At 68.6% G+C, this 23,707-nt stretch carries 25 protein-coding genes; 11 read left to right on the top strand and 14 right to left on the bottom strand.

Features of this window, described 5'->3' with window-relative positions:
• Position 1: 1 nt before the first annotated feature.
• From AC1DTF_RS09145 to ssd, 4 genes are read right to left on the bottom strand one after another with little or no spacing between them, the layout of a single operon-like run.
• Complete coding sequence (locus tag AC1DTF_RS09145; protein WP_477473837.1) at positions 2 to 562, bottom strand: type II secretion system F family protein; 561 nt, start codon at positions 560 to 562, stop codon at positions 2 to 4.
• Positions 559 to 1,341 (bottom strand): type II secretion system F family protein, encoded by a 783-nt coding sequence (locus AC1DTF_RS09140; RefSeq protein ID WP_477473836.1) that lies wholly within the window; start codon positions 1,339 to 1,341, stop codon positions 559 to 561. Before AC1DTF_RS09140 ends, AC1DTF_RS09145 begins: the two co-directional genes overlap by 4 nt.
• The gene (locus AC1DTF_RS09135) at positions 1,338 to 2,498 is read right to left on the bottom strand and encodes a TadA family conjugal transfer-associated ATPase (protein ID WP_477473835.1); all 1,161 of its coding nucleotides are present in this window, start codon (positions 2,496 to 2,498) and stop codon (positions 1,338 to 1,340) included. The genes AC1DTF_RS09140 and AC1DTF_RS09135 overlap by 4 nt, the downstream gene beginning before the upstream one ends.
• On the bottom strand, positions 2,495 to 3,535 hold the full coding sequence (gene ssd, locus AC1DTF_RS09130; protein WP_477473834.1) for a septum site-determining protein Ssd: 1,041 nt from the start codon (positions 3,533 to 3,535) through the stop codon (positions 2,495 to 2,497). Before ssd ends, AC1DTF_RS09135 begins: the two co-directional genes overlap by 4 nt.
• Positions 3,536 to 3,958: 423 nt before the next feature.
• Here ssd and AC1DTF_RS09125 point away from each other — a divergent pair, with 423 nt between their 5' ends.
• Positions 3,959 to 4,834, top strand: coding sequence for an HAD-IB family hydrolase (locus AC1DTF_RS09125; RefSeq protein ID WP_477473833.1), 876 nt, complete (start codon positions 3,959 to 3,961; stop codon positions 4,832 to 4,834).
• A gap of 402 nt (positions 4,835 to 5,236) precedes the next feature.
• On the opposite strand, the gene AC1DTF_RS09120 is transcribed toward AC1DTF_RS09125, so the two are convergent.
• On the bottom strand, positions 5,237 to 5,977 hold the full coding sequence (locus AC1DTF_RS09120; RefSeq protein ID WP_477473832.1) for a Fic family protein: 741 nt from the start codon (positions 5,975 to 5,977) through the stop codon (positions 5,237 to 5,239).
• Between the two features lie 125 nt (positions 5,978 to 6,102).
• Here AC1DTF_RS09120 and acs point away from each other — a divergent pair, with 125 nt between their 5' ends.
• Complete coding sequence (gene acs, locus AC1DTF_RS09115; protein ID WP_477473831.1) at positions 6,103 to 8,076, top strand: acetate--CoA ligase; 1,974 nt, start codon at positions 6,103 to 6,105, stop codon at positions 8,074 to 8,076.
• Positions 8,077 to 8,090: 14 nt separating this feature from the next.
• Here acs and AC1DTF_RS09110 read toward each other — a convergent pair whose 3' ends face one another.
• Positions 8,091 to 8,744: a S1 family peptidase gene (locus AC1DTF_RS09110; RefSeq protein WP_235571708.1), complete on the bottom strand. Its 654-nt coding sequence runs from the start codon at positions 8,742 to 8,744 to the stop codon at positions 8,091 to 8,093.
• A gap of 161 nt (positions 8,745 to 8,905) precedes the next feature.
• Here AC1DTF_RS09110 and AC1DTF_RS09105 point away from each other — a divergent pair, with 161 nt between their 5' ends.
• Positions 8,906 to 9,412 carry a phage holin family protein gene (locus tag AC1DTF_RS09105; RefSeq protein WP_057170762.1) on the top strand — a complete coding sequence of 169 codons (507 nt, stop codon included), beginning with the start codon at positions 8,906 to 8,908 and terminating at the stop codon, positions 9,410 to 9,412.
• Positions 9,413 to 9,423: 11 nt separating this feature from the next.
• The gene (locus AC1DTF_RS09100) at positions 9,424 to 10,368 is read left to right on the top strand and encodes an alpha/beta fold hydrolase (protein ID WP_477473830.1); all 945 of its coding nucleotides are present in this window, start codon (positions 9,424 to 9,426) and stop codon (positions 10,366 to 10,368) included.
• Here the strand turns inward: AC1DTF_RS09100 and marP are convergent.
• The 4 genes from marP to nth are packed head-to-tail and all read right to left on the bottom strand — an operon-like array spanning position 10,356 to position 13,666.
• On the bottom strand, positions 10,356 to 11,546 hold the full coding sequence (marP, locus tag AC1DTF_RS09095) for an acid resistance serine protease MarP (RefSeq protein WP_057170760.1): 1,191 nt from the start codon (positions 11,544 to 11,546) through the stop codon (positions 10,356 to 10,358). The two genes, AC1DTF_RS09100 and marP, sit on opposite strands and share 13 nt — an antisense overlap.
• Positions 11,543 to 12,346, bottom strand: a complete 804-nt coding sequence (locus AC1DTF_RS09090) for an NUDIX hydrolase (protein ID WP_477473829.1) — start codon at positions 12,344 to 12,346, stop codon at positions 11,543 to 11,545. Before AC1DTF_RS09090 ends, marP begins: the two co-directional genes overlap by 4 nt.
• Entirely contained in the window at positions 12,339 to 12,989 is a 651-nt protein-coding gene (locus AC1DTF_RS09085; RefSeq protein WP_057170758.1) for a TlpA family protein disulfide reductase, read from the bottom strand. The genes AC1DTF_RS09090 and AC1DTF_RS09085 overlap by 8 nt, the downstream gene beginning before the upstream one ends.
• A complete protein-coding gene (gene nth, locus AC1DTF_RS09080) occupies positions 12,986 to 13,666 on the bottom strand; it encodes an endonuclease III (RefSeq protein ID WP_057170757.1) in 681 nt (226 codons plus the stop codon). Before nth ends, AC1DTF_RS09085 begins: the two co-directional genes overlap by 4 nt.
• Before the next feature lie 210 nt (positions 13,667 to 13,876).
• Here nth and AC1DTF_RS09075 point away from each other — a divergent pair, with 210 nt between their 5' ends.
• Together AC1DTF_RS09075 and crp are read left to right on the top strand one after the other, a co-directional pair.
• Positions 13,877 to 14,128: a hypothetical protein gene (locus AC1DTF_RS09075; RefSeq protein ID WP_082614522.1), complete on the top strand. Its 252-nt coding sequence runs from the start codon at positions 13,877 to 13,879 to the stop codon at positions 14,126 to 14,128.
• Between the two features lie 117 nt (positions 14,129 to 14,245).
• Complete coding sequence (gene crp, locus AC1DTF_RS09070) at positions 14,246 to 14,920, top strand: cAMP-activated global transcriptional regulator CRP (RefSeq protein ID WP_019510750.1); 675 nt, start codon at positions 14,246 to 14,248, stop codon at positions 14,918 to 14,920.
• A gap of 54 nt (positions 14,921 to 14,974) precedes the next feature.
• Here crp and AC1DTF_RS09065 read toward each other — a convergent pair whose 3' ends face one another.
• From AC1DTF_RS09065 to AC1DTF_RS09055, 3 genes are read right to left on the bottom strand one after another with little or no spacing between them, the layout of a single operon-like run.
• Positions 14,975 to 15,745 (bottom strand): MBL fold metallo-hydrolase, encoded by a 771-nt coding sequence (locus AC1DTF_RS09065; protein ID WP_057170979.1) that lies wholly within the window; start codon positions 15,743 to 15,745, stop codon positions 14,975 to 14,977.
• Positions 15,742 to 16,197 carry a RidA family protein gene (locus AC1DTF_RS09060; protein ID WP_057170980.1) on the bottom strand — a complete coding sequence of 152 codons (456 nt, stop codon included), beginning with the start codon at positions 16,195 to 16,197 and terminating at the stop codon, positions 15,742 to 15,744. Before AC1DTF_RS09060 ends, AC1DTF_RS09065 begins: the two co-directional genes overlap by 4 nt.
• Complete coding sequence (locus AC1DTF_RS09055; RefSeq protein WP_105362063.1) at positions 16,194 to 16,355, bottom strand: DUF4177 domain-containing protein; 162 nt, start codon at positions 16,353 to 16,355, stop codon at positions 16,194 to 16,196. The genes AC1DTF_RS09060 and AC1DTF_RS09055 overlap by 4 nt, the downstream gene beginning before the upstream one ends.
• Before the next feature lie 48 nt (positions 16,356 to 16,403).
• Between AC1DTF_RS09055 and bagA the strand changes: the two genes are divergently transcribed.
• Together bagA and bagB are read left to right on the top strand one after the other, a co-directional pair.
• Positions 16,404 to 17,432 carry an ATPase BagA gene (gene bagA / locus AC1DTF_RS09050; protein ID WP_477473828.1) on the top strand — a complete coding sequence of 343 codons (1,029 nt, stop codon included), beginning with the start codon at positions 16,404 to 16,406 and terminating at the stop codon, positions 17,430 to 17,432.
• A gap of 28 nt (positions 17,433 to 17,460) precedes the next feature.
• The gene (gene bagB / locus AC1DTF_RS09045) at positions 17,461 to 18,585 is read left to right on the top strand and encodes an ATPase BagB (protein ID WP_057170983.1); all 1,125 of its coding nucleotides are present in this window, start codon (positions 17,461 to 17,463) and stop codon (positions 18,583 to 18,585) included.
• Here bagB and AC1DTF_RS09040 read toward each other — a convergent pair.
• Positions 18,582 to 18,908, bottom strand: a complete 327-nt coding sequence (locus tag AC1DTF_RS09040) for a WhiB family transcriptional regulator (protein ID WP_057171209.1) — start codon at positions 18,906 to 18,908, stop codon at positions 18,582 to 18,584. The genes bagB and AC1DTF_RS09040 overlap by 4 nt on opposite strands.
• Before the next feature lie 255 nt (positions 18,909 to 19,163).
• Here AC1DTF_RS09040 and ponA2 point away from each other — a divergent pair, with 255 nt between their 5' ends.
• Genes ponA2 through cds1 form a run of 3 tightly spaced genes read left to right on the top strand, consistent with a single transcriptional unit; the run spans position 19,164 to position 23,676 of the window.
• The gene (gene ponA2, locus AC1DTF_RS09035) at positions 19,164 to 21,608 is read left to right on the top strand and encodes a transglycosylase/D,D-transpeptidase PonA2 (protein ID WP_057170984.1); all 2,445 of its coding nucleotides are present in this window, start codon (positions 19,164 to 19,166) and stop codon (positions 21,606 to 21,608) included.
• A 20-nt stretch (positions 21,609 to 21,628) separates the two neighbouring features.
• A complete protein-coding gene (locus AC1DTF_RS09030; protein ID WP_477473827.1) occupies positions 21,629 to 22,576 on the top strand; it encodes a metallophosphoesterase in 948 nt (315 codons plus the stop codon).
• Complete coding sequence (cds1, locus tag AC1DTF_RS09025; protein ID WP_057170986.1) at positions 22,573 to 23,676, top strand: L-cysteine desulfhydrase Cds1; 1,104 nt, start codon at positions 22,573 to 22,575, stop codon at positions 23,674 to 23,676. Before AC1DTF_RS09030 ends, cds1 begins: the two co-directional genes overlap by 4 nt.
• Positions 23,677 to 23,707: the final 31 nt, after the last annotated feature.

Genomic DNA, 23,707 nt, shown 5'->3' with positions numbered 1-23,707 from the left:
TTCACCACAGTCCTGACCACATCAGGTCACCGGCCAGTCCGGCGACCACCGGGACGATTCCCAGGCATATGAACGCCGGCAGGTAGCAGAGTCCGAGCGGACCGGCGATGAGCACCGACGCCCGTTCGGCGGCGGCGTCGGCCGCGGACCCGGCATCGACGCGAACCTGGTCGGCCAGTTCGGCCACACTGCCTGCCAGCGCGGCACCCGAGCTCGCCGACCGCCGCGCCAGCCGGGCCAGCACCGCGCCGTGCCGGTCGCCCGAGGCCCCCGGATCGGCCCAGGCCCGTTCGGATTCGGCACCCAGTGCGAGCAGATGCGCGGCCCGGGTCAGCTGGTCCGCCAGTGCCGGTGGCGCCAGGTCCGCTGCCGCAGCGGCGGCCGCCGCCGTCGCCATCCCCGCGGACAGGCAGGCTGCCAGCACATCGAAACAGGAGGCAGCCGCCAGCGGGTCGGCCCGCAGTCCGGGCGACGCGGCGGCAGTGCCGGCGCTGCCCTGGATCCTTCGCGGACCGGCGCCCACCAGTAATGCGGCGGCCAGCAGCAGTGCGGCCCAACTCATGTGGGTAATCCCGTGACGATGCGGTCGGACCAGAGCAGGCCCAGGCAGGACAGCGTGATCCCGATGACCAGCAGAACACCGCCGGCGCCGCCGGAGAGCAGGAAGGCCACCGGATCCGCACCGATCGCCTGACCCAGCGCGATGCCCAGCACCGGCATCCCGGCCAGCACGGCAGCCGTCGTCCGTGCCCCCGCCAGCCCGGCATCGACCCGGACCCGGAATCTTTCCCGCTCGACGATGTCATGGTGTGCGGCCCTCATCAGCGTGGCGATCGCCAGACCGTGCGACTGCGCCAACTCCCAGCACACCGCGAGCCGCTCCCAGCAGTCCGGCTGCGCGGATATCGCTGACACCGCACGGATCCCGGCACCGACGTCGGCCCCGAGACGACCCCGCGCGGCCACCACCCGCAACCGCTCGCCCACGTCGTCGCCCACCTCAGTGCCAGCCGCGTCGAAGGCCGCCACCGGGTGGGCGCCGACCCGCAACTCACCGGCCAGGATGTCCAGTCCGTCCCGTAACGCGGCCGCTTCGGCAACCCGTCGCCGCCGTGCCGATGAGCCGCGCCGGCGGGCGAGGACCGTGCCGGCCACGATGGCCGCCGCGAGCATCACGGTCGGTTCCAGCGCGATGATCGCCACGAGGACAGGCGGCACGGCTGCGCACCACGGTGCCCAGGGCGGCAGGGTGCGCGGACTGCCCGGTCCTGTCAGTCTGGCCCGCGCCGGTGCCGGCGCCACCAGCAGCGCCGCCGCCAACAGGGCCGCCGCGGCCGTCACCGTCGACTCCGCACATCGAGCAGATCGTTCAATGTCTGTGCACCGGAGCCGAACCCGTGATCTGCGTGCCACGCGGTGCGCGCGGCCACCCAGCCGTCAGGGCCGCGGCTCAGCACCGCGATCTCGGTGAGTCGCCGGCGTCCGGCCGAGTCACGCCCCACGTGAAGCACCACCTGCACCGCGGCGGCCAGCTGGCTGTGCAGCGCCGCGCGGTCCAGACCACCCAGACCGGCCAGTGCCTCCAGGCGGGCGGGGACCTCGGCGGGGCTGTTGGCGTGCACGGTGCCGGCGCCGCCGTCGTGGCCGGTGTTCAGCGCGGTGAGCAGGTCGACCACCTCGGCGCCGCGCACCTCGCCCACCACGATGCGGTCGGGGCGCATCCGCAACGCCTGACGCACCAGGTCACGTACCGTAGCCTGGCCTACACCTTCGATATTGGCGCCCCTGGCCACCAGGTTCACCACGTGCGGATGCCGCGGCGAGAGTTCGGGTGCGTCCTCGACGCACACGATGCGTTCTGCCGCGACGACAGCACCCAGGGCCGCCGACAACAGGGTAGTTTTCCCAGACCCGGTTCCGCCGCAGATCAGGAAGGCCAGCCGGGCGGCGATGATCCGCCGGAGCAGTTCGGCGGCGGTACCGGGGATCGCGCCGGTGGCGATCAGCGCCGCCAGATCCTGTCGGGCCGGCCGCAGCACGCGCAGTGAGATACAGGTCCCAGCGGCCGCGATCGGGGGCAGCACGGCGTGCAACCGGACCAGGTCCTCGCCGAGGCAGCTGAGCTGCCCGTCCACCCAGGGCTGGCTGTCGTCCAGTCGGCGGCCCGCCGCCAGCGCCAACCGCTGGGCCAGCCTGCGCACCGCATCCTCGTCAGGGAATCGGATCTGGCTGCGGCGCAGACCGTTTCCGTCATCCACCCACACCGCGTCGGGACCGGTGACCAGCACGTCGGTGGTGCCGTCGGCGCGCAGCAGCGGGTCGAGCACCCCTGCGCCGGTCAGCTCGGTCTGCAGGATCCGCATGCCGGCGAGCACCTCGGTGTCACCGAGCAGACCGCCGGATTCGGCACGGATGGCGTCGGCGACGACGGTGGGGTGGAGCGGTGCCTGCTCGACGGCGAGCCGCTCCCGGACCCGGTCGATCAGCGACCCGGTCACGACAGCAGCCCCAGGACACCCGCCGCCGCCCGCGCCAGCGGGGACCGGGCCCGCATCCGCAGGCCGCCGCGCTCCATGGTGTCGGCCAGCCCGGGCTGCGGCCGCATCGCCGCGATCAGCGGCAGCCCCACGGTCTCGGCGATGTCGACGGCGCGCAGCCCGCCGGGCGCCGGGCCACGCACCACCAGTCCGACATTCGGATTCACCGTCCGGGCCCACCCGGCGAGCGCACCGGCGGCCGCCGCCGCGCGGACATCGGCCGGCACGACCATGACCACCAGATCCGCCGACTCCAGCGCCACCTCGACCGCGGAGGTGACCCGCCGCGGAACGTCGCACACCACCGTCACCCCGGCGGTGCGACCCGCATCGATCACCGCGCTCAGCGGCCCGGCCTCGATATCGATGCCCTGCCGGCCACCCGAGAGCACCGAGACGCCACCCCGCGCAGGCAGCGCGGCTCGTAGCGCGTCGTATCCGAGCCGGCCGTCGCGCAAGGTGAGGTCCTGCCACCGCAGACCGGGTAGGCCCTCGGTGCCCATCGCCAGGTCCAGGCCGCCGCCCCACGGGTCCGTGTCGACGAGCAGGGATTGTGGTGCGGCCTGCGCCAATGCCGCAGCGAACAGGGAGGCGCCCGCGCCTCCGCACCCGCCGACGGTCGCGATGACCGCCCCCCGGCGGGTACTCGACCCGGTGCTCTGCGCTGCCGTGCCGAACGCATCCACCAACTCGCCGTCCTGATCGGGTAGCCGGATAACCCGTTGCGCTCCAACGGATACCGCCGCTTCCCAGTGGCCGCCGTCGGGTTCGGCCGACCCCACCAGGTAGACACGGTCGCGCCGCGGCAGGTCCTCATCCGCGCACCGGCGGGCCGCCGCTGCGTCGAGCACCACCACCTGCGCGCTCACCCACACGGTGCGGCTGGACGGGCGCTGTACGTGAACAACCCGGACCTCCGCAGCGGCCGCCACCCGGTCGACGTCCTCGCGCAGCGCGCGGTCATCGACCAGGGCGAGTACTGCGGTCGCAGGCGTCATTCGTCCACCGTGCCCAGGGGTGTGTGGACAGCGCCAGAGGGTGCGGCCGATCTGTGGATGGATCGGCAATTGTGCACAACTCGACGGGCGTCTGATCTTGTGAAAATCCCGTTCCGCAACGATTCTCAGCTGTGCTGGAATCTTCGGTGCGGGGGTGAACTTACCCGGAAAAAGGGACGACCCCCGCCAGGGGGGAGGAGGCGGAGGTCGTCGTGTATCAGCCCCGGGGGGTCGGGCTGATCCACACTCGGACATAGCCGAGTAAGGCCCACTATACACACGGGATTGGCCGCCGGCGCAAGTAGCGATGCAGGACGTTTACCCGATTTGCGAAAATTTGTGCAGTTTGCGACAGGTGTCTTGAGCTGCCACTTTCCCAGCGTTGGGAAAGTACTCCCTGCCCCTCCCCCTATGCTGGATCCCGTGACGGCATCCGAGGGGCCCGCCGACGAATACGGTGTGCCGGAACCCGCAGCGCACACCCCTCCACCGGTCCGGACGGCGGCGTTTTTCGACCTCGACAAGACCGTCATAGCAAAGTCCAGCACCCTCGCGTTCAGCAAACCGTTTTTCGATCAGGGGCTGCTGAACCGCCGCGCCGTGCTCAAGTCCTCCTACGCCCAGTTCCTCTTCCTGATGTCCGGAGCCGATCACGATCAGATGGACCGGATGCGTACCTACCTGACGGACATGTGCACCGGCTGGGACGTCGAACAGGTGCGTTCCGTGGTCGGCGAGACCCTGCACGAGATCGTCGATCCGCTGGTCTTTGCGGAGGCCGCCAACCTGATCGCCGACCACAAGTTGTGCGGGCGCGACGTGGTGGTCGTGTCGGCCTCCGGCGAAGAGATCGTTGCGCCGATCGCCGCCGCCCTCGGCGCCACCCATGCGATGGCCACCCGGATGGTCGTGGAAAGCGGCAAGTACACCGGCGAGGTTGCCTTTTACTGTTTCGGCGAAGGCAAGGCCGAAGCGATCCGCGAACTCGCCGCCCGCGAGGGTTACTCGCTGGAGCATTGCTACGCCTACTCCGACTCGATCACCGACCTGCCGATGCTCGAGACCGTCGGCCATCCGTCGGTGGTCAATCCCGACCGCGGCCTGCGCAAGGAGGCCGCCACCCGCGACTGGCCGGTGCTGACCTTCAGCCGCCCAGTGCCGCTGCGGGACCGGCTGCCCGCACCGTCGGGCGCTGCCGTCGCCACGACCGTCGCCGTCGGACTGAGCGCGCTGGCCGGCGGAGCACTCACCTATTCGCTGCTCCGGAAGGTGCTGCCGCGCACCGCTACCCGTCGGTAGCTGCAAACCGGCCCGTAACGATCCGGATTCGCACCCGTTTGGTACTTGCTGTGACCGCGGTCACGGAGTACAAAGGAGGCACGGAAGCTTGGCAAGGCCAAGACCACACCAGAAGAGAAGGTGTGATCTCCCGAGTCGAGCGTCCTAGCACGGATCACCGGAACCCACGCGGAGCACATGCCGCCATACAGGCAGAAGCGTTGTGGGCCTGCGGAATTCCGAAAAGCGAATGGCGCGACGACCCCTTGGGTGGGGTTGCAGTCGTAGCGCATCGGGAGAACGCCGAGGCCACCCACACAACCCACCAGAGCACGCTTGGTAACCGGAGTCCGTGCTAGCGGGCGGCGAGCCGAGTCGGACGAGAGTCCGATCACGGATCGTCGCCCGCTTTTATTTGCTGGGTCAGCCCTTCGCGGCCTGCGCGATCGAAAGCGCTTCGCGCGCACCGGCATGCAACCCCTGGCTGCTGAGCACCAACCACGCACCCAGCCCGTTCGGCGTTCCCGACGCGAACCCACGGGCGGCCGCCCGGTAGTTGCCGGACTGCTTCATCCAGAACATCTCCGGCACCCCGAGCCCGTGCGGATCCAGACCACTCGACATCGTGATGAGCCGGGACACCGCCCGCGCCACCACACCGTCGGCGGTGCCGAACGGCGCCAGCGTCAGCAGTTCCCCGTGCGCGACGGCAGCCAGGACGAAGGCGGGCACATTGGTCCCACCGGTCACCAGCTCGGCCAGCATCTCCAGTCGCGGCCCCACCTCGGGCGCCGGCCGCGGACGGCCCAGATGCTCGTCGTCGACCAGGTCCGCGGCTGCCAGCGCATGCAATTTGGCCAGCGCCTGCAGCGGCGCACGCTGCCAGACCCCGGTCAGCGCGTTCGCCCCGCCCTCCAGCGCTTCGGACACCCGCAGCGCACCGGCCAGCACCGCGTCGGGCTCGCCGTTCTCGGACAGACTCAGCGAGCCGCCGTCGAGCACCGAGGAAGCCCGCGCCGCCCGCAGCGCCGCTTCGGCTGCGGTGGCCGGCCATCCGCGTAGGTTGGTGCGGTGACGGTGGGCCCGGCCCAGCTCCTCGCGGGCCTCTTCACCGGCTGCCGTTACCCCTTCGAGCGCCATCAGCGGGGCGAGTGGATCGGTCATTGCGGTAACGCTAGCCGACCGCTGGGCTCGCAATCTTCGACGTTCGGCGCAGTAGGCGGACCGCCCGCAGCGCATCTTGTGAGGCACCAACGACGGTGCAACGTTTGGTGACTAGGCTCACATCCATGAGCAACACCACCGCCACGCAGACCGGCGTCCCGTCCGCTTACCCGCCGCCGGCGGACTTCGCGGCCAACGCCAATGCCACCAGTGACCTCTACGACGCGGCCGAGGCCGACCGGCTGGCCTTCTGGGCCGAGCAGGCGAATCGGTTGGCCTGGGAGACCCCGTTCGAAGAGGTGCTGGACTGGTCGGAAGCCCCGTTCGCGAAGTGGTTCGTCGGCGGCAAGCTCAACGTCGCCTACAACTGTGTGGACCGCCACGTCGAAGCCGGTAACGGCGACCGGGTCGCCATCCACTGGGAGGGCGAGCCCGTCGGCGACGCCCGCGACATCACCTACGCCCAATTGCAGGACGAGGTGAACCAGGCCGCGAACACGTTCACCGAGCTGGGCCTGCGGGCCGGCGATCGGGCGGCCATCTACATGCCGATGGTGCCCGAGGCCATCGTCTCGATGCTGGCCTGCGCGCGGCTGGGCATCATGCACTCCGTGGTGTTCGCCGGCTACTCCGCGTCCGCACTGCGGGCCCGTATCGACGATGCCGAGGCCAAGCTCGTCATCACCACCGACGGCCAGTACCGACGCGGCAAGGCGGCCTCGCTCAAGGAGGCCGTCGACGAAGCGGTAGGAGACAGTTCGACGCAAAAGAGCACCGTGGAACACGTACTCGTGGTGCGCCGCACGGGTATCGACGTCGCGTGGACCGAGGGCCGCGACCTCTGGTGGGACGAGACCGTGCCCAAGGCATCCACCGAACACACCCCCGAGGCCTTCGATGCCGAGCAGCCGCTCTTCCTGCTCTACACCTCGGGCACCACCGGCAAGCCCAAGGGCATCGTGCACACCACCGGCGGCTACCTGACCCAGAGCTCCTACACCCACCACAACGTCTTCGACGTCAAGCCCGAGTCCGACGTGTACTGGTGCACAGCCGATATCGGCTGGGTGACCGGGCACACCTACATCGTGTACGGGCCGCTGTCCAACGGTGTCACCCAGGTGGTCTACGAGGGCACCCCCACCTCGCCCACCGAGCACCGCCACTTCGAGATCATCGAAAAGTACGGTGTCACCATCTATTACACCGCGCCGACGCTGGTCCGCACATTCATGAAGCTGGGACGTCAGATTCCCGCCGAGCACGACCTGTCCAGCCTGCGGCTGCTGGGTTCGGTCGGCGAGCCGATCAACCCCGAGGCGTGGCGTTGGTACCGCACCGTTTTCGGCGATGACAAGACCCCGATCGTGGACACCTGGTGGCAGACCGAGACCGGCTCCATCATGATCTCCCCGCTGCCCGGCGTGACATCCACCAAACCGGGTTCGGCGATGCGGCCACTGCCGGGCATCTCGGCCAAGATCGTCGACGACGAGGGCAACGAACTCAAGCCGGGTACCGATCACGGTGAGCAGGCCAACGGTTACCTGGTGCTCGACAAGCCGTGGCCGTCGATGCTGCGCGGTATCTGGGGCGACCCGGAGCGATTCAAGGAGACCTACTGGTCGCGATTCGCCGAGCAGGGCTGGTATTTCGCCGGTGACGGCGCGCGGTACGGCAGCGACGGCGAGATCTGGGTCCTCGGACGCATCGACGATGTCATGAACATCTCCGGGCACCGCATCTCGACCGCCGAGGTCGAGTCCGCATTGGTCGGGCACGCCGGGGTCGCCGAGGCCGCCGTCGTCGGCGCCACCGATGAGCAGACCGGGCAGGCCATCTGCGCCTTCGTCATCCTCAAGGCCAGCGCCCAGGGTGGCGCCGAGGGGATGGTCGATGAATTGCGCGCCGAAGTGGCCAAGGAGATCTCCCCGATCGCGAAACCCCGGGAGATCCATGTGGTTCCGGAGCTGCCGAAGACCCGCAGCGGCAAGATCATGCGCCGGTTGCTGCGCGATGTGGCCGAGGGCCGCGAGCTCGGTGACACCTCGACGCTGGTGGACCCCAGCGTGTTCGAGGCGATCCGCGCCAGCAAGTAGCCTGCGGGAATCGGTCAGGAGACCGGGACGAACCCGGTGCCCGGCCGGTTCTTGGTGGTGATGTCCGCCAGTACCGAGTTGATCGACACGGTGACGGCGGGCGTGTGCAGCGGCACGAACTTGACCACGCACGTCGGAAGATCCTCGGTGAACGCGCCGTGGATCATCCCGACGAGCCGGTTGTTCACGGTGACCGGTGCGCCCGAGTCGCCGGGCTGCCCGCACACCTGGTTGAGGATGGTGCCCGGATCCTGTCCCGGGCCCCACGTCACGCCGCACGAATAGCCGGTGGTGCGGCCGAGTTTGCACGCCACCTCGCCGAACGCCGGATCGGGACCGAGCCCGAAGATCGAGAATCCGTTGACGGTGTTCACCGGGCGCACCTTCTGCTGGTCGAACTCGATGACGGCGTAGTCCAGGCCGTCGTTGCCGGCGACCATCACCCCCAGCGTTCCCGCGGTCGGCGCCGCCTCGGAGGCAACCACCGCGCCCGGACCGCCGCAGTGTGCCGAGGTGAACCCGATGAGCTTTCCTGCGGCGTCGTGACCGATCGCGGTCAGCGTGCAGAACGCGTGACCGTCGATGACGATGCCCGATCCGCCGCCGAGATCGACCGGTCCGTCGGCGTGGGCCACCGGTCCCGCCAGCACTGCGAGGGGGGCCAGCACCGCGAGTGAAACGAAACGCGCCAGGTACCGCCAGCGGTGTCTCAAGATCTCCCCGTTCAATCGGTACTCGCCATTCTATGTCGGGCCGGAAGGGCGACCTCAGCTGCTCGGAGGCTTGCCCGTCGCTTCGCTCGCCCCCGGACCATGGCAACATAGCCCCCATGAGCTCGAGCAACGGGGACCGCAAGAACGGCGTGCCTGCCACCGTCACATCGATTCCGCTCGTCGACCCGCACGCACCGAAGGTCGATCCGTCGATCGGCGACCTGGTCAAGGACGCGACCGCACAGGTTTCGACGTTGGTGCGCGCCGAGGTGGAGTTGGCCAAGGCCGAGATCACCCGCGATGTGAAGAAGGGCCTCACCGGCAGCGTCTTCTTCATCGCGGCGCTGGTCGTGCTGTTCTACTCGACCTTCTTCCTGTTCTTCTTCATCGCCGAGCTGCTGGACACCTGGCTGTGGCGCTGGGCCGCGTTCCTGATCGTGTTCGGGGTCATGGTGCTGACGACGGTTGCCCTGGCCTTGTTCGGCTATCTCAAGGTGCGCCGCATCCGGGGCCCGCAGCAGACCATCGAGTCGGTGCGGGAAACCAAGGAGGCGCTGACGCCGGGCCACGACAAGCCCGAGGCGCCACGTCCCGCGCTGACCACCGACCCGTCGGGCTGGTAGCCCACCGCCTCATGGCACCCCGGCCGGATCCGTCGGTTGTACGCATTGACGGACCATGGCGACACCTGCAGATCCATGCCAACGGGATCCGTTTCCATGTCGTGGAAGGACTTGCCGATTCCGAGCAGGCCGACCGCCCGCTGGTGATCCTGCTGCACGGCTTCGGTTCCTTCTGGTGGTCCTGGCGTCACCAGCTGCGCTCCCTGACGGGCGCCCGGGTGGTCGCGGTCGATCTGCGCGGGTACGGCGGCAGCGACAAACCGCCCCGCGGGTATGACGGCTGGACGCTGGCCGGCGACACCGCGGGCCTGATCCGCGCGCTCGGCCACAGCTCGGCGACCCTGGTCGGCCACGCCGACGGTGGGCTGGTCTGCTGGGCCACCTCGATCCTGCATCCCCGTGCCGTCGATGCCGTCGCTCTGGTCAGCTCACCGCACCCCGTCGCGCTGCGCGAATCGGTGCTCACCAACTCCGCGCAACGCCGGGCGCTGCTGCCGTGGCTGCTGCGCTACCAATTGCCCATCTGGCCGGAGCGCAAATTGATGCGCCACAACGCCATCGAAGTCGAGCGGGTGGTGCGCACCCGGGCTGGCGACGCCTGGCTGGCGACCGAGGATTTCGCCGAGACGGTCCGGCACCTGCGCCAGGCGATTCAGATTCCGGGTGCGGCTCATTCGACACTGGAGTACCAGCGCTGGGCGGTGCGCAGTCAGCTCCGCACCGAGGGACGACGCTTCATGCAGTCGATGAAACGGCCCCTGGACATTCCGCTGCTGCATCTGCGCGGCGCGGCCGATCCATATGTGCTCGCCGATTCGGTGCGCCGCACGGAACCCTTCGTACCCCGCGGCCAGTTCGTATCCGTGCCCAGCGCCGGGCATTTCGCACACGAGGAGACGCCGGTGCAGATCAACGCCGCGCTACAGCATTTCCTGGATGAGGTTTATCCCGGCTGACCGATGCAGGTGCCGGTGGGCACCGGCGCGGTGCTGCCGACCTTGAGCCGCTGCGGCAGCACTTCCTGCGCGGTCAGCACGAACCCGGTGTCCGGGTCGTCGACGGCGGCCCCGAACACCACACCGAGCACCCTGCCGTCCTTGTCGATCATCGGGCCGCCGGAATTGCCTTGCCGGACAGTGCCCCTGATGGTGTAGACGTTGCGGTTCACCGTGGTCGAGTTGTAGATGTCGGGACCGTTGAGCTCGATCGTCTCGCGGACGCGGGCCGGGGTCGCGGTGAAGTCCCCACCGCCCGGGTAGCCCATCACGATGGCATCGGTGGTCGGCTCGGCCTCGGAATCGTCGAAGATCAGCGGGACCGAGGGCAATTCGGGGACGGCCAGGATGGAGATGTCCTGGTTGGGGTCATAGGAGACCACGCTGGCGTCATAGGACTGGCCGCCGACCTCCACGGTGACGGTCTCCGCGCCGGCGACCACGTGCGCGTTGGACATCACCCGGTTCGGCGCGATGACGAATCCGCTGCCCTCCAACACCTTCTGGCAGCTGGGTGCGACCCCTCGGATCTTCACGACGCTGTTCCTGGTGGCCTCGACGGCCGGCGATGCGGTCAGTGCGGCGTCCGGGGCGTCGACGGCGACGATGGGGGTGCGGCTGAAAGGTTCGAGCACCGCAGGCAGCCCGGAGGTGTCGAGCAGACCGGCCAGCCGGGCGGGCACCTTCTTGAGCCACTCGGGCGCCAGGGCGTCGACCTCGCTGAGCACCTTGGAACCGCGGACGGCCCCGGCAAGAGTGGGCTGGCTGGTCAGCGGGGTGGCCAGCAGCCAGGCCGCCACCAGCACCGTGAGCAGCTGCAGGGCCGCGCCGATGATCGAGTCGATGGTGCGCAGACCGCGGTTGCGCATGGCGCTACGCACCGCGCGCCCCAGCACCACACCGGCGATCTCACCGATGACCACCAGGGCCAGGATGAGGAACAGCGTCGCGAACAGCTTGGTGCGGGGCCCGTCGATGTTGCCGACCAGATGCGGTGCCAGCAGCACCCCGGCGACGGCGCCGAGCACCACGCCGATGAACGACAGCAGCGAGCCGAGCGCACCGGAGCGCCAGCCGGACACCGCGGCCACAAAGGCGACGGCGAGGATGGCGAGGTCGAGCCACTGTGACGGTGTCATTGTTGGGCCTCACGGTACTGGCTGACGCGTCCGACAAGTGCCATTGCCTCGTCCAACTCACGCACGTCGTCGGTGTCCCAGGGTTGCGCCCACCCGGCGACGTCGAGAATCGCCGAGATCACCTGACCGGTGAAACCCCACACCAGCATCTGGTTCAGCAGGAAGGCCGGGCCGGCGAAACGGCTGGTGTTGGCCTCGCGATAAACCATCAACCGATTCTCCGGATTGATGAACGCGCGCAGCGGAACCCGCGCGACGATGGCCGCCTCCTTCGTATCCACCACCCGCACGGGACCCGGGTCCGGCGAATAGGCCAGCACCGGAACCACGTGAAAACCGGTCGGCGGGATGAACATCCGGTCCAGGACGGCCAGCGGGATCAGCCGGTCGGTGTCGACGCCGGTCTCCTCGCGGGCCTCGCGCAGCGCGGTGGACACCGGGCCGTCATCCTCCGGGTCGGACACCCCGCCGGGAAAAGCGGCCTGCCCGGAGTGGTTGCGCAGCGTCGAGGCGCGCACGGTGACCAGCAGGTCGGTGTCGGGCGGCGGTACGTCTGCCGGCGCCTCGGCCGGGCCGGAGAACAGCACCAGCACCGCGGCATCGCGTTTGGTGCCGGCGCGGGTGGCGGTTTCGTTGGCGGCGGTGATGGCGGCCAACACATCGGCGGGGACACGGCTCCGGTAGGCATCGGGCACCGCGGCGACATTGTCGACCAGGGGCCGGAGCCAGTGCGGCGCAGCATCCGGCGCCAGAACACTCCCCGGGTCGCTGCGCTCCTGCCCGCCGCGGGTGCTACTCAACCGGAACTCCTATCGACGGATTCACCGCCGCGGCGATCTCGTCGGCGTCGGTGAACGGTCGCGGCAGGATTTCGGCCACGCTACCGTCCGCCCGCAGGACGACGGACGCAGGCATCACGTTGGGAACCTTGAGGGCCGCCGCGACGAGGCGCCGCCCGTCCTGCACCGTCGGCAGCCGGACGCCCAGCTCGGCGAGCCGCAGCAGACCGGCGGTCTCGTTCTCGTCCTGGTGCACCGTCAGGACCGTCACCCGATCACCCATCCGCTGCTGGTACTCGGCCAGCGCGGGCAGTTCGTCCGCGCACGGCCCGCACCAGTAGGCCCACAGATTGAGCAGCACCGGCCGGCCCGCCAGCCCCGGTGCGAGGTCCATCATGGAACCGTCCCCCGCACATTCCAGGGTGATCCCGCGCAACGACTGCGGCCCGGCGCCGGCACGTGCGCTCGGGCAGGGTGCCAGGTCGGCACGCGCCCGGGGTTGCGCCAACGCTTCCGGGGTGTCGGCATCGCGATGATCGCGCGCGGCGGGTCGGTCGGCGTCGACCGGACCGGAGGTGTCGGTGCCGAGTTCACGCCACAGCGCGTAGCCCAACGCCACCAGGATGATCAGTACTGCCGCGGTCCAGCGGGCCGAGCGGCTCACAGTCCGGCCAGCGCCAGCAGATGCTCGGTCTCGGGACCTTTCACCAGCGCTGCCGCGGTGACCGGGTCGGTGGGGCCGGCGCCGAAGGACGGGCAGTCCTTGGCCAGTACGCACACCCCGCACGCCGGGCGGCGGGCATGGCAGACGCGGCGGCCGTGGAAGATCACGCGATGGCTCAGCAGCGTCCATTCGCGGCGTTCGATCAGCTCACCGACGATGTGCTCGACCTTCACCGGGTCCTCTTCGGCGGTCCAGCGCCAGCGCCGGACCAGCCGGCCGAAGTGGGTGTCGACGGTGATGCCGGGGATGTCGAAGGCATTGCCGAGCACCACGTTGGCGGTCTTGCGGCCGATGCCGGGCAGCGTGACGAGGTCGGCCAGGGTGTTCGGCACCTCACCGTCGAACCGGGCCTCCAACTCCTGGCCCAAGTTGATCAGTGAGTTGGTCTTGTTGCGGTAGAAGCCGGTGGGCCGGATCAGCTCTTCGAGTTCGGTCCGGTCGGCCTGGGCGTAATCCAGCGCGGTGCGGTACCGCTTGAACAACGCCGGGGTGGTCAGGTTGACCCGTTTGTCGGTGCACTGGGCCGACAGGATGGTCGCGACCGTGAGCTCCAGCGGGGTGGTGAAATCCAGCTCGCAGTACACGTGTGGAAAGGCCACCGCGAGCGACCGGTTCATCCGCCGGGCCCGGCGGACCAGACCGAGATGGGTCTCCCGGTCCCATGCCGCAGACGACTTGCTCCGGACAGTGCTCGCGCTCACCCGGATCAGCGTACTGACATGCGGACATGGGCGAGCGAAGCGACGGGGAAGAATGCCGGCCAGACCGGTTCCGACCGGTGACAAACCGTGATCCTGCTGAGACCTTCGCCGTGTTTACTTCCCTGTGTGTCTTGGTTGCTGGTCGCTTTCATCCCCGGGTTGCTGATGCTGGCGACCTTCGGGCTCGAGCGCCTGGAAGCCAGCTTGGAGACCGATGACACCACCACCCTGCGCCGCAATGTCGGGACGGATTTGCTGGAACGCAAGCGCCCGGCCCCGCGCGAACCGCAGGCGTTCACCGGTCTGCCGACCCGGTTGGCGCCGTCCGGCGAGAGCAATCCGCAGTTTCCGGCGACTCGCCAGCCCAATCGTGTGTAGCGTTGGCTCGTCGTCGGCGGGCCAACCTCTAGACTGAATTCGCTAACAAGCTAGGCGGTCAGCCACCGCAGGTTTGATACGCATGACATATCACCCGATGAGCTTAAGAGGGGCAACGTGGACGAGATCCTGGCCAGGGCCGGAATCTTCCAAGGGGTAGAACCCACTGCGGTCGCTGCACTGACCAAACAGCTGCAGCCCGTCGACTTTCCGCGCGGACACACGGTGTTCGCCGAAGGCGAGCCCGGTGACCGGCTCTACATCATCACGTCCGGCAAGGTGAAGATCGGCCGGCGTTCCCCTGACGGTCGGGAGAACCTGCTGACGATCATGGGCCCGTCGGACATGTTCGGCGAGCTGTCGATCTTCGATCCCGGCCCGCGTACCTCCAGCGCCACCACGATCACCGAGGTGCGTGCGGTCTCCATGGACCGTGAGGCGCTGCGCGCCTGGATCGCGGACCGGCCGGAGATCGCCGAGCAGCTGCTGCGCGTGCTGGCCCGTCGTCTGCGCCGCACCAACAACAACCTGGCCGACCTGATCTTCACCGACGTGCCCGGCCGGGTCGCCAAGCAGCTGTTGCAGCTGGCCCAGCGTTTCGGCACGCAGGAGGGCGGCGCGCTGCGCGTCACCCACGACCTGACGCAGGAAGAGATCGCCCAGCTCGTCGGCGCCTCCCGCGAGACCGTGAACAAGGCGCTGGCCGACTTTGCGCACCGCGGCTGGATCCGGCTCGAGGGCAAGAGCGTGCTGATCAGCGACTCCGAGCGTCTGGCCCGCCGAGCTCGCTAAACGTTGCGATTTGTGGAGTCTGAGTCGGAATGATTCCGACTGAGACTCCACAAATCACTGTCTGAGGTAATCCAGCTGGGCCTGCGTCGACTTCTCGGCGGCCGGCCACAGCTTCTTGTCCACATCGGTGTAGACGTGTGCGACGACCTGTTTCGCGGTGGCGTCCTCACCCAGAACGCGCAGCGCTGCGCGGACCTGCCCCAGGCGGGCTTCGCGGTGGGCCAGGTATTTCGTGGTGGCGTCGGCCAGATCGGCGAGATCGGGTCCATGGCCCGGCAGCACGGTGCGCGGGCCCAGTCCCTGCAGCCGGCGCAGCGATTCCAGGTAGGCCGCCAGGCTTCCGTCCTCATCGTCGATGACGGTGGTGCCGCGGCCCAGCACGGTGTCGGCGGTCAGGACGGCGTCATCGACGAGGAACGACAGCGAGTCCACGGTGTGGCCCGGGGTGGCCATCACGGTGATGCGCAGACCGGCCGCGTCGATGACCTCGCCGTCGGTCAGCGGTCCGCCCATACCCCGCAGGAACCCGCTGCCCACCGCACGGACCACGGCGCCGGTGCGCTCCACCAGCATGTCGATCCCGTCGGTGTGATCGCCGTGCTTGTGGCTGATCAACACCAGCGGGATCTTGCCCAGTGCCGCAATCCGCTCGATGTGCTCGGTGTCGTCGGGACCGGGGTCGACGATCACCATCTCGTCGCTGCGCGGGCCGCGCAGCACCCAGGTGTTGGTGCCGTCCAGCGTCATGATGCCCGGGTTGTCGCACAGCAGCACCGAGGCCGATGCGGTGACCGGCCTCAGGACGCCGTACGCGGGATGGGTCACGAAACCTCGACTATCACCTCGACCTCGACCGGGGCGTTGCGCGGGAGTTCGGAAACCCCGACGGCCGAGCGCGCGTGCGCGCCGGCCTCGCCGAAGACCTCACCGAACAGTTCGGAGGCGCCGTTGATGACGCCGGGCTGTCCGTCGAATCCCGGCGCCGAGGCCACGAAGCCGACGACCTTGACCACCTTGACCACCGAGTCGATGCCCACCAGCGAGTGCACGGCGGCCAGCGCGTTCAGCCCGCATTGGCGGGCCAGTTCCTTGGCCTGCTCCGCGGTGATCTCGGCGCCGACCTTGCCGGTGGCCAGCAGTGCACCGTCGCTGATCGGCAGCTGCCCGGCGGTGTAGACCAGGTTTCCGGTGCGCACCGCGGGAACGTAGGCCGCCAGCGGCGCCACCACGGCAGGCAGCTCGATGCCCAGTTCGGCGAGCTTCGACGAGACGGTCACTTGGGTCGCTTCAGATAGGCGACGTGCTGCTCACCGGTCGGACCGGGCAGCACCGACACCAGTTCCCAGCCGTCGACACCCCAGGTGTCGAGGATCTGCTTGGTTGCATGCGTCAGCAACGGAACTGTGGCGTATTCCCAACGGGTTAACTCGCTCATGTGGGCGAGCTTATCCGGACGCGCGGTACGCATGGATAGCATGCAGTCGTGGAACAAGAATCCAACGACCGCAAACCGGTCGGCTGGCCGTCCCGCCTGACCAAGGCACGGCTGCACTTCGTCACCGGCAAGGGTGGCACCGGGAAGTCGACGATCGCGGCGGCCCTGGCGCTGGCGCTGGCCGCCGGGGGCCGCAAGGTGCTGCTGGTGGAGGTCGAAGGGCGCCAGGGCATCGCGCAACTCTTCGATGTGCCACCGCTTCCCTACAAGGAAGTGAAGATCGCCACCGCCGACGGTGGCGGGCAGGTCAACGCGCTCGCCATCGACACCGAGGCGGCGTTCCTGGAGTACCTGGACATGTTCTACAACCTGGGCATCGCCGGGCGCGCGATGCGCCGTATCGGTGCGGTCGAATTCGCCACCACCATCGCGCCGGGCCTGCGGGATGTGCTGCTCACCGGCAAGATCAAAGAGATCGTCGTCCGCAACGACAAACCGGCCAAAGGCGGCCAGACCGCCTACGACGCGATCGTCGTCGACGCTCCCCCGACCGGCCGGATCTCGCGCTTCCTCGATGTCACCAAGGCGGTGTCCGAATTGGCCAAGGGCGGCCCGGTGCATTCCCAGGCCGACGGCGTGGTCAAGATCCTGCATTCGGATCTGACCGCCATCCACCTGGTGACCCTGCTGGAGGCGCTGCCCGTGCAGGAGACCATCGAGGCGATCAGCGAACTGCGCGAGCTGGATCTGCCCATCGGCAGCGTCATCGTCAACCGCAACATCCCCTCACATCTGCCCGCCGCGGACCTCACCAAGGCCGCCGAGGGCGACATCGACGCCGACGCAGTCCGTTCCGGTCTCGCGTCGGCGGGTATCACGTTGTCGGACAATGATTTCGCCGGCCTGCTCACCGAATCCATCCAGCACGCCACCCGGATCGCCGCGCGCGCCGAGAGCGCGGAACTACTCGAGGATCTCGACGTGGCCCGCCTCGAACTTCCCGCCATCGCCGACGGCGTCGACCTCGGCAGCCTGTACGAACTCGCCGAAGCACTTGCCGCCCAGGGAGTCCGCTGATGAGCGCTTGCGCGAAGAGGAGTCAATCATGAGTAGCACGCCTCCCGTCCTGGACCTGGGCGCCATCCTCGCCGACACATCCAACCGGGTCGTCGTGTGCTGCGGCGCCGGCGGCGTCGGCAAGACGACCACCGCGGCGGCGATGGCATTGCGGGCGGCCGAAAGTGGTCGCACCGTCGTGGTTCTGACCATCGACCCGGCCAAGCGGTTGGCGCAGGCACTGGGTATCGAGAGCCTGGGCAACAACCCGCAGCGGGTGCCGCTGGCACCCGAGGTGACCGGTGAACTGCACGCCATGATGCTCGACATGCGCCGCACCTTCGATGAGATGGTGTTGCAGTATTCGTCGGATTCCGAACGCGCAGAGGCGATTCTGGAGAACCAGTTCTACCAGACGGTGGCGACGTCACTGGCGGGCACGCAGGAGTACATGGCGATGGAGAAGCTCGGCCAGCTGCTGGCCGAGGACAAGTGGGACCTGATCGTGGTCGACACTCCGCCGTCGCGCAATGCGCTGGACTTCCTGGACGCACCGAAGCGGCTCGGCAGCTTCATGGACAGCAGGCTGTGGCGACTGCTGCTGGCCCCGGGCCGCGGCATCGGCAAGCTCGTCACCGGGGCTGTCGGTTTGGCGATGAAGGCGCTGTCCACGGTGCTCGGATCCCAGATGCTTTCTGACGCAGCAGGTTTCGTGCAGGCGCTGGATGCCACCTTCGACGGTTTCCGGCAGAAGGCGGACAAGACCTACGAGCTGCTCAAGCGCCGGGGCACCCAGTTCGTCGTGGTGTCGGCGGCCGAACCGGATGCGTTGCGCGAGGCGTCGTTCTTCGTCGACCGGTTGTCGCAGGAGAAGATGCCGCTGGCCGGTCTGATCCTCAACCGCACCCACCCGACACTGACCGGGCTGGCTGGAGAGAAGGCGGCCGAGGCCGCCGATCAGCTGGACGCCAGCCAGGGCGAGGGCGGGTTGACCGCGGCGGTGTTACGTGTGCACGCGGCGCGGGCAGCCACCGCCAAGCGCGAGGTACGGCTGCTGTCCCGGTTCACCGGCGCCAACCCGCACGTGGCGATCGTCGGGGTGCCGTCACTTCCGTTCGACGTATCGGATCTGGAAGCGCTGCGCGCCATCGGCGATCAGCTCGCGGGCGTCTAGACCGCGCTGCGGTGCTTGCGCTGGGCGGCGAAGAAGTCCGCCCAGGAAACCACCTCGGGATGCTGCTTGAGCAGGGCGCGGCGCTGACGTTCGGTCATACCGCCCCAGACACCGAACTCGACCTTGTTGTCCAGGGCGTCGGCGCCGCATTCGGCGATGACGGGGCAGTGCCGGCAGATGACTGCGGCCTTACGTTGGGCTGCTCCACGCACGAAAAGCTCATCCGGGTCTGCCTGCCGGCAGCGCGCCTGCGAAACCCACGCGATCCTGGCCTCGGCCTCAGCTCCGGGGGCGGCTGCGTGGAGTTGGGGGCTAACGCCAATCTTGTGCGTGACAGATGATGTAACTGACACCAGCGATCCCTTCGTCCGGACTACATAACACGTAGATGTAATCTGCGCCACATTGCGTCAAGAGTGTTACCTGAATCGCATTGTGTGTCCAAGCTAGGTGGTCAGTGGCCTTTTACGCAACAGTCAGATCACGCTTTTTTGGGACGACCGTGCCGTCAGGCCCCCAAAATCGATATTTGCCCGGCTCGCGGGCCCCGATTGGACCCCCTGGCTACTCTGTAACTCATGCCAGAGCAGCCCCCGACACGTCCACCGGTAGCGGTGACGGTCATCAAACTGATGTGGTGCTGCCTGCTGGCCGCGGTCATCGCGGCCGGATTGATGTTCCCCGTCGTCGGTGGAATCGGCCTGATGTCCAACCGGGCCTCCGATGTGGTGGCCAACGGATCGGCCCAGTTGGTCGAGGGTGACATTCCTGCTGTTTCGACGATGACCGACGCCCGCGGCAACCCGATCGCCTGGCTGTACACCCAGCGCCGTTTCGAGGTGCCCACCGACCAGATCGCCAACGCCATGAAGTTGGCCATCGTCTCCATCGAGGACAAGCGGTTCGCCGAGCACAACGGCGTGGACTGGCAGGGCACGCTGACCGGCCTGTCCGGCTATCTGTCCGGCAACCTGGACACCCGCGGCGGCTCCACCATCGAGCAGCAGTACGTGAAGAACTACCAGCTGCTGGTGGTTGCGCAGACCGACGCCGAGAAGCGTGCGGCCATCGAGACCACCCCGGCCCGCAAGCTGCGCGAGATCCGGATGGCGCTGACGCTGGACAAGACGCTGACCAAGCCGGAGATCCTGACCCGGTATCTGAACCTGGTGTCGTTCGGTAACGGCGCCTTCGGGGTCCAGGACGCCGCCCAGACGTATTTCGGTGTCAATGCCTCCGAGCTGAATTGGCAGCAGGCCGCGCTGCTGGCCGGCATGGTCCAGTCGACCAGCGTGCTGAACCCCTACACCAACCCCGAGGGGGCACTGGCCCGCCGGAACCTGGTGCTGGACACCATGATCGAGAACGTCCCGCAGGAAGCCGAGGCTCTACGGGCCGCCAAGCAGGAGCCACTCGGCGTTCTCCCGACGCCCAACGAGTTGCCGCGCGGCTGCATCGCGGCCGGGGACCGCGCCTTCTTCTGCGACTACGCGCTGGATTACCTGGCCCGCGCCGGAATCAGCAAGGAGCAGATCGCCAAGGGCGGCTATCTGATCAAGACGACGCTGGATCCCGACGTGCAGGCCAACATCAAATCCGCCGTCAACCAGTTCGCCCCGCCGGACATCGACGGCGTTGCCAGCGTGATGAGCGTCGTGCGGCCGGGCAAGGAAGCCCATCCGGTCGTCGCGATGGCCAGCAACCGCACTTACGGCCTGAACACCGACGCCGGCGAGACCATGCAGCCACAGCCCTTCTCGCTGGCGGGCAACGGCGCGGGCTCGGTCTTCAAGATCTTCACCGTGGCCGCCGGCATGGAGATGGGGATGGGCATCGACACCCAGCTTCCGGTGCCGCCGGCATTCCAGGCCAAGGGGTTGGGCAGCAGCAGTTCGCCGGGTTGCCCCCCGGCCACCTGGTGTGTGCGCAACGCCGGTAATTACCAGGGCTCGATGAACGTGACCGATGCACTGGCCACCTCGCCGAACACCGCGTTCGCGAAGCTGATCTCGCAGGTGGGCGTGCAGAAAGCCGTCGACATGTCGGTGCGGCTGGGCCTGCGGTCCTACGCGCTGCCCGGCACGGCCCGCGATTATGACCCTGACAGCAATGAGAGCCTCGCCGATTTCGTGAAACGGCAGAACATCGGCTCTTTCACCCTGGGCCCCATCGAGGTCAACGGCCTCGAGCTGTCCAATGTCGCCGCCACCATCGCCTCGGGTGGGACGTGGTGCCCGCCGAACCCGATCGACAAGGTCTTCGACCGCAACGGCACCGAGGTCGCGGTGACCACCGAGACCTGCGAGCAGGTCGTGCCCGAGGGCCTGGCCAACACCCTGGCCAACGCGCTGAGCAAGGACGACACCGGTGCGGGCACCGCCGCCGGGGCCGCCGGTTCGGTGGGCTGGAACCTGCCGATGTCCGGTAAGACGGGCACCACCGAGTCGAACCGCTCGTCGGCCTTCCTGGGTTTCACCAGCGAGTTCGCCGCCGCCAACTACATCTACGACGATTCCACCACCCCGAGTGAGCTGTGCTCGTTCCCGTTGCGTCAGTGCGGCTCCGGCAACCTGTTCGGCGGTAACGAACCGGCCAGGACGTGGTTCGCCGCGATGAAGCCGATCACCCCGGACACCGTGGTGCTCCCGCCGACGGATCCGCGCTACGTCGAGGGCGGGCCGGGTTCCCGGGTGCCCAGCGTGGGCGGCATGAACCTGGACCTGGCCCGCCAGCGTCTGCGGGAAGCCGGTTTCCAGGTCGCCGACGAACCGCAGCCGGTGAACAGCACGTCGCCGGCCGGATACGTGGTGGGCACCTCGCCGTCCGGGCAGACCATCCCCGGCTCGATCATCACGATCCAGACCAGCAACGGCATCGCGCCGCCTCCGCCGCCACCGCCGGTGGGCATCCCGGGCCTGCCCGCACCGGTCGGGGAGACGGTCATCCAGATCCCCGGGCTACCGCCCATCACGGTGCCGGTGCTCGGGCCGCCTCCTCCGCCGCCACCCCCTCCGGTGCCGTGACGGAGCAGTAAGCTGCTCACATGTCGCACCTGAAGAACACTGCCGCGATCGCCGCCGGCACCCTGGCCGCAGGGATCGGCTATGCGTCGTTGATCGAGCGCAATGCGTTCGCGCTTCGGGAACTGACGATGCCGGTGCTGACACCGGGATCGACCCCACTGCGGGTGCTGCACCTGTCCGACCTGCACATGCTGCCGCGTCAGCGGCGCAAGCAGGCCTGGCTGCGCGAGCTGGCGACGTTGGCGCCCGACTTCGTGGTGAACACCGGGGACAATCTCTCGCACCAGAAGGCGGTGCCCGCCGTCGTGCAGGCGCTCGGTGACCTGCTGTCGGTGCCCGGCGTGTTCGTGTTCGGCAGCAACGACTACTTCGCGCCCAGGCCCAAGAACCCGGCCAACTACCTGTTCAACAAGAAGCGCCGCATCCACGGTGATCCGCTGCCCTGGCAGGACCTACGGGCCGCGTTCACCGAGCGGGGCTGGCTGGACATGACGCACACCCGCCGCGAGTTCGATGTGGCCGGGCTGCGGATCGCCGCCGCCGGGGTGGACGATCCGCACCTCAAGCGGGACCGCTACGAGACCATCGCCGGAGCGCCCAGCCCGACGGCGAACCTGTCCCTGGGCGTCACGCACTCCCCCGAGCCGTGGGTGCTGGACCGGTTCGCCGCGGACGGCTACCAGCTGGTGATGGCCGGGCACACGCACGGCGGTCAGCTCTGCCTGCCGTTCTACGGCGCCATCGCGACCAACTGCGAACTGGACCGCACACGTGCCAAGGGCCCGTCGCAGTGGGGCGCCACCATGAAGCTGCACGTGTCGGCGGGGATCGGCACCTCCCCGTACGCGCCGGTGCGGTTCTGCTGCCGGCCCGAGGCCACCCTGCTGACTCTGGTGGCCACACCCACCAAGGGTTCGGTGGTGGGTACCCGTGCCGGGCAGGCACATCCGACCGTATCGGCACGGTGAGCGCCGGAGGCGATATCGCCTGTAGTCGGCCGCGGGACTGGGTGGACAACGCCGTCCGATTGATCGAGGCCGACGCACGACGCAGCGCTGATACCCACCTGCTGCGCTATCCGTTGCCGGCGGCATGGGCGGACGAGTTCGACGTCCAGCTCTATCTCAAGGATGAGACGACGCATATCACCGGCAGCCTCAAGCACCGGTTGGCGCGTTCGCTGTTCCTGTACGCGCTGTGCAACGGCTGGATCGGCGAGGGCACCACCGTCATCGAGGCCTCCTCAGGCTCCACGGCGGTGTCCGAGGCGTACTTCGCGGCGCTCCTGGGCCTGCCGTTCATCGCGGTGGTGCCGTCCTCGACCAGCCCGTCGAAGATCGCACTCATCGAATCACAGGGCGGGCGTTGCCATTTCGTCGCGGCGTCATCCCAGGTGTACGCGGAGGCCGAGCGGCTGGCGGAGCAGACCGGCGGGCATTACCTGGACCAGTTCACCAATGCCGAGCGCGCCACCGACTGGCGCGGGAACAACAACATCGCCGAGTCGATCTTCGAGCAGATGGGCCAGGAGACGCACCCGATACCGGACTGGATCGTGGTGGGCGCCGGGACCGGAGGCACCAGCGCCACCATCGGCCGCTATCTGCGCTACCGCCGGCACCGCACCCGGTTGTGCGTCGTCGATCCCGAGAACTCGGCCTTCTTCCCGTCCTACGCCCAGCGCGACCCGGCAGTCGAGACCGGGGCTTCCTCCCGCATCGAGGGCATCGGGCGGCCGCGGGTCGAACCCTCGTTCCTGCCCGGCGTGGTGGACCGGATGATGACGGTGCCCGACGCGGCCTCGGTCGCGGCGTCCCAGCACGTCAGCCGGGTCCTGGGCCGCCGGGTGGGGCCGTCGACAGGCACCAACATCTGGGGCGCGTTCCGGCTGCTGGCCGAGATGATGTCCCAGCAGCAGAGCGGCTCAGTGGTGACGTTGTTGGCCGACAGCGGCGACCGCTACGCCGACACCTACTTCGACAGTGAGTGGCTGGCCAGCCAGGGGCTGAACCCGTCCGAACCGGCCTCGGTGCTGGCCCAGTTCGAATCCTCGGGACGCTGGGCCTGATCCTCGCGCCGCCCGCTGAGGTACAGCCACA

Source organism: Mycobacterium sp. P4_H6 (assembly GCF_056400845.1).
The sequence above is the reverse complement of the archived record's forward strand: the minus strand, read 5'-3'. Positions and strand labels throughout refer to the sequence as shown.